This is a genomic window from Paraglaciecola hydrolytica (assembly GCF_001565895.1).
GTDB classification, from domain to species: Bacteria; Pseudomonadota; Gammaproteobacteria; order Enterobacterales; family Alteromonadaceae; genus Paraglaciecola; species Paraglaciecola hydrolytica.
This window is the reverse complement of the sequence record NZ_LSNE01000003.1, coordinates 1,241,582-1,250,267: the sequence shown is the minus strand read 5'-3', so window position 1 is coordinate 1,250,267 and position 8,686 is coordinate 1,241,582. Positions and strand designations below refer to the sequence as shown.

Annotated in this window: 6 protein-coding genes and 1 pseudogene; 3 read left to right on the top strand and 4 right to left on the bottom strand. The window is 45.2% G+C overall.

What is annotated here, in order from left to right:
• The 3 genes and pseudogenes from AX660_RS07970 to AX660_RS07960 form a co-directional block, all read left to right on the top strand.
• Positions 1 to 505: pseudogene (locus AX660_RS07970) on the top strand (polysaccharide deacetylase family protein); the annotation flags it as partial.
• 89 nt (positions 506 to 594) lie between these two features.
• Positions 595 to 1,548: a D-2-hydroxyacid dehydrogenase gene (locus tag AX660_RS07965; RefSeq protein ID WP_068374981.1), complete on the top strand. Its 954-nt coding sequence runs from the start codon at positions 595 to 597 to the stop codon at positions 1,546 to 1,548.
• Positions 1,549 to 1,847: 299 nt separating this feature from the next.
• The gene (locus tag AX660_RS07960; protein WP_082768783.1) at positions 1,848 to 3,848 is read left to right on the top strand and encodes a serine hydrolase domain-containing protein; all 2,001 of its coding nucleotides are present in this window, start codon (positions 1,848 to 1,850) and stop codon (positions 3,846 to 3,848) included.
• Positions 3,849 to 4,300: 452 nt separating this feature from the next.
• On the opposite strand, the gene AX660_RS07950 is transcribed toward AX660_RS07960, so the two are convergent.
• From AX660_RS07950 to AX660_RS07935, 4 genes are read right to left on the bottom strand one after another with little or no spacing between them, the layout of a single operon-like run.
• A complete protein-coding gene (locus AX660_RS07950) occupies positions 4,301 to 5,524 on the bottom strand; it encodes an FAD-dependent oxidoreductase (RefSeq protein ID WP_068374973.1) in 1,224 nt (407 codons plus the stop codon).
• A gap of 49 nt (positions 5,525 to 5,573) precedes the next feature.
• Complete coding sequence (locus AX660_RS07945) at positions 5,574 to 6,170, bottom strand: isochorismatase family protein (RefSeq protein ID WP_068374970.1); 597 nt, start codon at positions 6,168 to 6,170, stop codon at positions 5,574 to 5,576.
• 27 nt (positions 6,171 to 6,197) lie between these two features.
• Positions 6,198 to 6,986, bottom strand: coding sequence for an alpha/beta fold hydrolase (locus AX660_RS07940; RefSeq protein WP_068374968.1), 789 nt, complete (start codon positions 6,984 to 6,986; stop codon positions 6,198 to 6,200).
• A 1-nt stretch (position 6,987) separates the two neighbouring features.
• Positions 6,988 to 8,445, bottom strand: a complete 1,458-nt coding sequence (locus AX660_RS07935) for an aldehyde dehydrogenase family protein (protein ID WP_068374965.1) — start codon at positions 8,443 to 8,445, stop codon at positions 6,988 to 6,990.
• Positions 8,446 to 8,686 lie beyond the last annotated feature (241 nt).

Sequence of the window (8,686 nt, the reverse complement as noted above, 5' to 3'; positions counted from 1 at the left end):
CGCTCAGGCGAAAGCCAATAACGAAAAACAGTTAATTGAAAAATCCTTATCGGTTTTACGCCAAGCCACGGGGCAGCCTATTACGGGGTGGCTCAGTCCGGCTAAAAACCAAAGTGAAAATACCTCAGCCTACCTTGCCGAAAGTGGCATTAAATACTGTGGTGATTGGGTTAACGACGATATGCCCTATGTGTTTAGTTGTCAGGATAAATCCCTAATAAATATGCCTTTATCCACCGAGTTGGATGATCAGTTTATTTTGCAAAATAACCTGCATTCAGAGACCTCTTATGTGCAACAAATATGTGATGCCTGTGACCTCTTATTAGCCGAAGCCGAGCAACAAGGTGGGCGAATACTCGCTTTAAATATCCATCCGTGGCTCTTAGGTCAGCCCCATCGCATTGGTTTTTTTGAACAAATGCTGAGTTACATTATGGCTAAAGAAGGGGTATGGTCAGCCAGTGCCTCAGAGATATATTCGGCCTTCATAAAACAGCAATAAAACCAAGCACTCAAAATTAAGCGGCCAGTGCTGTTATGGCACCGGCCTTGCTCTAATGACTAAAAAAATAGACATAAAGAATAAACAACATGAATGCAGTTTTTCTCGACAGAGACACCTTTAATCAAGACATCGACCTTTCGGCCATAGAGCAACAATGTAGCAACTTGCAGTGTTATGCCATGACGCAACAAACACAAATCATTGAGCGTTGTAAAAATGCTCACATCATTATCTCGAACAAAGTTATGTTATCTGCCGCAACTCTGCAGCAGTTGCCCCAATTAAAGCTGGTATGTATAGCAGCCACCGGCACCAATAACATCGATTTAATCGCAGCCAAAGAGTTGGGCATAACAGTGACTAATGTGGCGGCATATGCCAAACATACCGTTCCGCAATATGTATTTGCGCAAATATTGGCGTATTACTCTAAAACCGAGCAGCACAATCGTAATACCCAACTAGGTTTGTGGTCACAAAGCGAGATATTTTGTGTATTAGGTCAGCCTATGTACCAACTAGCCAATAAAACCTTGGGTTTAATTGGTTACGGTGCCTTAGCTCAAGCAGTAGAAAAAATAGCCTTAGCCTTTGATATGCAAGTAATCATCGCCGAACACGCGGGAGCCAAAACAATTCGCCCCGGCAGAGTCAGTTTTGAGCAACTATTAACAGACTCAGACATCATTAGTTTACATTGCCCACAAACCCCAGACACCACGGGTTTAATCAATGCGAAAGTCTTAAAGCAGATGAAACCAACGGCCATGTTAATTAACACTGCCAGAGGCGCTTTAGTTGACAATTCCGCCTTGTTAACAGCCTTACAGACCGGTGAAATTGCCTATGCGGTATTAGATGTATTAGAGCAAGAACCACCACCCAAAGATCATATATTACTCAATGCAGGCTTAGATAATTTAAAGATCACCGCCCACATCGCCTGGGCATGCCAAGAAGCCCAACAGGATTTACTCAATATCATTGGGCAGAATATTGAGAGTTTTAAACAAGGTGAAAATTTGAATCGCATTGTTTAATGTAGAGTGGAGAAGATGGCAAACCTTCGTCGCGATAGGATTAAAAATAAAGGGTTAAAGCTAAATCTTTGGGTGAAAGTAATGCTGATTCATTTTGGAAAGGGTTGGTATGAGCGAACATTGCGCACTGAACGATAGAACTATGCAATCTTAGGGGCGCTGCAGACCTCGTTTTTTTATTCAATTTCAGATTATTCATTGATCAACTGATAAGCAAAGGATAGGCTCAAAAAACAATCACTGAAAGCAGTAGTGTTGTGAAAGAAATTTGGTAAAACCTAAAGTTAAGGAAATCATCAATGAAATCAACATATATGCGACTGCTGCTACTCTTAGTTTTATGCTGTGTAATAAATGCATGCGGTAAAAATCAGCAAACACCCCACACTGAAAACACCGCCGCTGCAGTCGTTAGTGTGGCAGTCCAATATCAAGAACCTAAAGACTGGGCCAAGTCTGAGCAAGGCAGCCAAACCATTTTTATTGCACCAGAGAAGGATTTGTCGCTTGTGGTGTTAGCAGTAACGGAGGCAAACGATGCAGAAGAGGCGGCCTTAAAAGCTTGGAAAATGCATGATCCTGATTTTTCCCGCAAGGTTAGAGTTAATTCACCAGAACTAAAAAAAGGTGGTTGGGACGCAATAAGAAGCATTGAATACCAAACATCAATAAGCGAAGAAATACTCGCTTATGCTGACGTCTATCAACTAGGCGAACAATGGCAAGTACTGTTATTGGATGGTAGCTATGCAACCTATGCTAAACGCGCGGCGGCAGTCAGAGCCATGTCACAGAGTTTTGAATTAGCCGGTTATAAGCCTGAAGATTTATCACAGCGTACAGCGCAAAAACTCAGTCCTGACAAAATCGCCGCGCTGCTATCATTTGTCGAAGAATCAGCCAAAGCCCTTAATATCCCTGGGGTGGGCGTGGCAGTCATTGAAGATGGCAAAGTGTTGTATGAAGGTGGGGTGGGCATCAAAAGTATTGCGACTCAACAACCTGTGACCAAAGACACTGCGTTTATGATTGCCTCTAATACCAAAGGCATGACCACCCTGTTATTAGCTAAGCTCGTCGAGATGGGCAAACTAAACTGGGATGATCAGGTCATCAGCCATTATCCCGATTTTAAATTAGGCGACGAGAAAACTACTCAAAGTGTGTTAATCAAACATTTGGTCTGTGCCTGCACCGGTCTGCCGCGTAAAGATTTTGATTGGATACTTAATAGCGGCCCAAATGTGGCCGCTACAGTGACGTTTACTGATTTAGCTAATACGGCTCCCACCAGCAGTTTTGGAGAACTATTCCAATACAATAATCAGATGGCCGCGGCTGCTGGTTATGTGGCTGCGCATATTTTATACCCTGAGATGGAAATCGGCGCTGCTTACGATAAAGCGATGCAGCAATACATATTCGACCCTTTGCAAATGCAACACACTACCTTTTCTTTTGCGCAGGCTTTAGCAGGTGATGCCGCCTCACCACACGGTTTAGATCTGGCGGGCAATATCCAATTGATTCCCCAATCGGCAACCACTGGTTTTAATCATACGGTTATCCCCTATCGCCCTGCCGGGGCTGCGTGGTCGACCCCCAGTGACATGATAAAATATGTGCAAAACGAACTGTCCGAAGGTGTTGCCCCTGATGGAACGCGACTATTTGCTGCAGAATCAGTACTAAAACGTCGCGAACCCACTGTTTCTACCGGTGCGGACACCAGTTACGGCATGGGTTTATCATCTGAGAAAAACGGCGGGATTGATATTGTTGAACATGGCGGTAGCTTGGCAGGTTATCTGTCTAATTTCATCGCCATACCATCGGCTAAGGTCGGTGCAGTGATTTTAACTAATTCCGACGAAGGTTATGCCTTACTTAAACCTTTTACACGCCGCGTAATTGAATTGCTGTATGACGCTGAACCACAAGCCCAAAACCAAGTGGCGGTCACGGTGGAAACAAATGCGTTAAACGCAGGCAAATTGCGTGAAGAAGTCACTTATCCACCCGCCCCTGACGTGGTGACTAAACTAGCCAGCTTTTATAGCAGCCCAGAACACGGCAGCATGACAGTTACGCAAATTGATGGGGAAGTCGTGCTGGATCCCGGTGTATGGAAAACGGCTATTGCCAGCAAAATCAGTCCCGATGGCAGGGTGTCGTTAGTGGCTATCGCGCCTTTTGCTCTCGGACTTGAATTTGTTGTAGGTGAATCTGCAGGTTTAAGTACACTCAGTATTATTGACGCCCAACACACCTATACATTTACCGAAGTAAAAGAACTCTAAATGGGGTTGCAAAATTACTTATTAAGCTATGTTACAGCAATTATCAAGGTCATCGAACTTGCACGCGCACTAGAAGAGCTGCTGCAATATGAATTGTCTGTTGCAAATATAGCGCTACTAGACAAGGAAAATCTATGATCCTGGGCACTGACATAACAATGCCCTATAGGCAGTGGATAGATAAAAGCCAAAGAATAACCAGTATTGATGAGCGAGAAAACCGAGCTATAGAACTTAATGGATTGTTAGCGTTAGGTTTGATGTGCAAAAACGCAAAAATAACGAACCAATGGACTAGTAACTATAATGATCGCTTTGAGCGGCAACCTTAGCGCGAGAGCTGTTTAGTCCATTGGCACCTGTGTGTCATTTATAGCAAGCTTATATTGATAAAAGGCAAGTCCGTTTTGCACGAGCTTGCCTTAATCATTGCCTAAGCTAGTTAAGCTCTTTTACTTCACCAACAGCGAATCCCTTACACAATTCAACATGCCACGTTCCATGATAAAGGCTTTGGCCTTGATGGGGTCGGCGGCGGTTTGCATAAAGTGTTGTTGCCTCAGTTTTTGGGTTTCGGCGTCGGTTGCTTCCATCAACTTTTTATTGGCTATGGTGTGCTCTTGCACAAAACGCACGGCTAAGTCTTTGCGTTGGCGATCATATAGTTCAAACAGAGGGATATGCTCGGCACCGTTTTGCACGATGTCAGTGAGTTTTTGCGCTAGGTTGAAGGCATCATGTAAACCGCCGTTCATGCCCATGCCACCCAGTGGATTGTTCAGATGGCAAGAATCACCGGCTAAAACGGCTCGACCATTAAAATAGGTTTCTGCTACGCGTTGATGCACGTTGTAAAGGGTACGATGGCCAATGTCATAGTCACCTTCTTTGGCATATAGATGCTGTAATCGTTGTTGGATATAGTCTTCACTAAGGTACTTGTCTACATTTGTTTCGGCCGGATCAGTGGGCCACAATACTCGCCACAATTTTTCAGTCCGTAAAATCACGCACCATTCATCGGGATCAGATACGTAATTTACATAAGATAAGTTGTCGAATACCGTTTCGAAGGGGAAGGTAGTACTGGCCACCAAAAACTTTTCATCATAAGTAAAACCACCAAAGCCAATGCCGGCAGATTTACGTACGTTACTCGATGCACCTTCGCAGCCCACGATAAAACTGCCTTCTACGCGTTTCTCACCCTCAGGAGTTTGAATGATAGCGGTTACGCCTAAGTCATTTTGCTCAAAGGATTTCAGTTCGTGTTCAAACAATACACTTACGCTGGGATATTCTTTTAGTTTTTCAGCGGCAATATAGGTCATCTCATATTGTTCTAGCTGTAAACGAAAGGGGAAGGGGGTTTCATCGCTGATAAGTTGCATATTAAATTCGGCAACTTCGTTGGTTTTACGATCACGATATTGGTAACGGTCTACCACTAAACCTTTGGCTATCATGGTCTGAGCTATACCCACTTCATCGAGCATTTCTAAAGAAGGGGGATGAAAAGTGGATGCTCGCAAGTCTATGGGTAAGGTGGCCGCTTTTTCCAGTAACACCACAGGAATATTACGCTGGCCTAAATACAGCGCCAGTAACGAACCCGCAGGCCCTGAGCCCGCAATAATAATGGGAGCCTGAGGTGTGGTTGATGTGGATGTCGCCATAATACTGCTTTCCTAATAAATGTCGGCTGTTCGACCAGCTTGAATAAAGTTAATTACGTTGTTGAATGTTTTGAACGATCTGGGCACAGGGCATCACGTCTGCATACTTGGCGTGCATGTCATATAAGTTGGCCTCGTGGGCAGCTTGATTACGATCGCCCACCGCTTCTTTGGCCACTATCACCGGATAATCATGTTGTAAGCCATCAACAACTGTGGCGCGTACACAACCGCTCGTTGTCAGGCCGGTAACCACCAAGGAATCTGCACCTAGTGCAATAAGTTGCTGGGCTAAATCCGTGGCAAAAAACGCACTGGCCCAGCGTTTTTCAATCAGTACCTCGTTTGCTAGTGGCTTTAATCTGTCATCCACTTTGACCCAATGAGAGTCTGGGGTTAAGAGGTTTAGCGCGTTGATTTTAGCTCGAAATACCTTTGCCTGAGAGGACGTGTTATACACCACTGTAGTATAGATAATTGGCAGTTTGGCTTGCCGAAAGGCATTTAGTAAGAGTTTATTGTGTTCAACCACCGACTCACATTCTGCGCCAAGTGGGCAACTGGGATCGGTAAAACCATTGATCATATCCACTAAAATTAACGCGGGGCGTTGACCCAAACCAATTGAATTTCTTGCTAAGTCCATAGTGTCCGCCTTAGTTGCAAATAAAAGTTATAGGCAAAATTGTTTAATGAGCTGAGCGACTTGCGTCGTATGGGTTTCACAAACGTAGGTAGAGGCATCACCTATCAGGGCTTTTTCACCTTTAGGCAATAGCGCCACTGTGGGCTCGACCATGGCTTGTAATACATCTCTGTCACCGGCAAAAACCAGTGTAGGGCACTGGATAGTAGCAACTTGGCTGGCAAAATCATGCTGTGCCACGGCCTGATAGGCTTTTTTGTAAGAGTCGCTCAAGGCCAAAGCCAACAGACTTTCACGCAAACTGAGGTCTAAACTCACGCTACTATCTTTAGCGCGAATTTTTTGCCAGTAGCGCTGTAAAAAATCACCATTTTCATCACGGCTGGCATCTACCACAGAGTTTGGCAATGCCTGTTTTAATTCGTCACTCAGTAAGGTAGGCCCAGAAAATATCAACTTGTGACACAAGCCTGGATTGTCATATTCCAACTGGGCCGCAACGGCCACGCCGGTATGATGGCCAAAAACAAAGGCGTGTTTAATCCCTAACTCTTGCAAACACAGCTGCACACTTTGTGCGTAAAGGGCAACGCTGTGCTGTGCACCTTCTGCGACTTTGTCACTGTTACCAAAACCAATAAAATCCGGTGCTATACAATAAAAATCCTTTGCTAACTCAGTCATTAAGGGCCGGAACATCTCGCCGCTGCTAGGGGTTTGATGGAGCAAAACCAAAGTAGGCAAATTGGCCTGCGCTTCGGTATGCAAATAATGGATTTGGCCTACAGCTGTGTTTGCATACGCTTTTTTTATCATCTTATAAGGTCTCGTTTAACTCGATGCTGACCCATTTCACTTCGGTAAATTCTTCAGTTGAATACTTGCCGCCGCTGCGGCCAATGCCCGACAGTTTGCTGCCGCCAATTGGCGCTAAAGCATTGCTTTGAAAAGAGTGCATGCCTATATGTACTGAACCAGCATCGATATCTCGTGCTGCGCGCATGGCCCAATTTATATTTTTGGTCAGTACACAGGCCGATAAACCAAACTGTGAATCATTGGCTAATTCAATAGCATGGTCGAGATCACGGGCTTTAAGCACATTGGTTAAGGGGCCAAAACTTTCGTCACGCCATGCGCTGCAAGTGAGTGGTGAGTTAAGCAATACGGTAGGCTGAAATACCAAACTCGCTTGGCCATTGGCGTAAGGCAGCACCTTACCACCGCATAATATCTCTGCTCCGGCTGCAATCGCTTCATCGATATGTTGGCTGATTTTATCTACCGCCGCGCGATTGATTAGCGGACCATAAAGAGTTTGTGGATCTCGTAAGTCCCCTATTTTCAGGTTTTGTGCCGCAGATTTAAGGGCAACAATAAACTCAGAGTAAATCTCCTGCGCCACGATAACTCGGCTATTGGCCATGCAGATTTGCCCGCCGTGGGTAAAAATACCTTGGGCCACTATGTTAGCCGCTTTAACCGGATCCACATCTTTTAATACCAAAGCAGCACTTTTGCCACCCAGTTCAAGTTGAGTGCGCACCATGCGCTTCATGGCCACCGCGCCAATATGGATGCCGGTTTGAGTAGAGCCCGTTAAGGCGATGCAATCCACACTAGGGTGTTCAACCAAGGGGGCGCCACATTCAAGGCCAAAACCACTTACCACACTCACAGCCTCAGCGGGTATGCCAGCTTCAAGCAGGATTTTGGCAAATTCGATGGCGATAGTGGGCGTTTGTTCAGAAGGTTTAATCACTATGCTATTGCCAGCAGCTAAAGGAAAGGCCACCATTTTGGTGAGCAAAGATAAAGGTGCATTATAAGGCGATACCACAGCAACCACCCCAATTGGATGGCGAAAGACCATTGAGATACGATCGGGATTGTCGTTGGGAAAAGTTTCGCCATATAAACGCCGTACTTCACCGGCTGCTGTGCGTAACAAATCCACAGTGTATTTGATTTCAAAAGTGGCCTTAGTAATGGCCGAGCCACTTTCATCAATGAGGATGTCGAGTAAACGCGCCATACCTTGCTGCTCAACAATATCAGCGGCACGTAGTAATACGGCTTCACGCTCTTTGGGGGCCAGCTTAGACCAAATTTTGAAGCCTTTTTGGGCTGTTGAAACTGCTAAATCAACGTCAGTTTTATCGGCTTGAGCGGCGCGTGCATAGACTTCTTCTGTGGCAGGAGCCAATACCTCAAAGTACTGCCCGTTATTGGGTTTGCAATCTTGCCCGCCAATTAAAAGTTCAGTTTGTCTCATGCCAATTACTTCTCTCTATGCAATGTTTGCTGGTGTGTTGAATGTGCTAGGTTGCTCTGTTTGTTCATCATTAAACTAAGCGAGACCAATGACACGAGTACCACGGAAAAACTCAAAGGTTTCGCTAGTTCCTTCGTCACCTAAACCACTTTTACCCCAAGCAGCGCGGGGCAAATCTGCCCGTAAAGCAAATAAAGACACGCCGTTGATTTTGATAACCCCAGCACGTAATGTGCGGGCT